Source organism: Parachitinimonas caeni (assembly GCF_030129945.1).
In the GTDB taxonomy this organism is placed as follows: domain Bacteria; phylum Pseudomonadota; class Gammaproteobacteria; order Burkholderiales; family Chitinimonadaceae; genus Parachitinimonas; species Parachitinimonas caeni.
Window position 1 is genome coordinate 1 of the sequence record NZ_JARRAF010000153.1, and the last position, 635, is coordinate 635.

Here is a 635-nt window from a genome sequence, read left to right on the forward strand (position 1 = left end):
CGGGCCTGGGCACGTTGCTCTAGCGGCAGGGCTTGCAGGATTTTGCGTTGGGTGGGGTCGAGCTGGATGGTGTCCAGTTTCGGGGCCGGTTGCGGCTTGGGTGTGGGGCCGCTCAGTTGGGCCAGGGCGATGAAGCTGTCGGGCTCGTAGAGCCAGCTGGTGGTCTGGCCGGCCTTGGTTTCTTCGGCCAGTCGGTCGCCATCCCAGCTGAAGGTGGTGCGCCGGCTGCCTTCGCGTTTTTCAACTCTTCGGCCGAAGGCGTCGTAGCGGTAATGCAGGCGGCGTTTGCCTTGGGCGGTTTCGATTTCGACTTCGACCAGCCGATGTTCGGCATCGTAGCGGTAGCGCTGGATCTGGCCGGGTTGCTGTTTTTCGATCAGGTTGCCGAAGGGGTCGTAGTGGTAGCGTTTGCCTTGGTGGGACAGCACGCGGTTGTCGGCCAGCCGGAGGCCGTGTTGTTCGGGTCGCCAGTAGTCTTCGCTGCGGAAGGGGTTGCCGGCCGGGTCGAAGTTGAAGCGTTCGTCGTTGGCTTGCAGCAGGCGGCCAGCCGGGTCGTAGTGGTAGCGGGTCGGGCCGGCCAGGGAGTCGTGCAGGGTGAGGAGTTCTCCTGCCCGGTTGTACTGGTAGCGGCGGCC

The 635-nt window shown here is 64.9% G+C and carries 1 pseudogene; it reads right to left on the bottom strand.

Annotation, left to right across the window (positions count from 1 at the left end):
• Positions 1-635, bottom strand: a pseudogene (locus PZA18_RS24075) (RHS repeat protein); the annotation flags it as partial.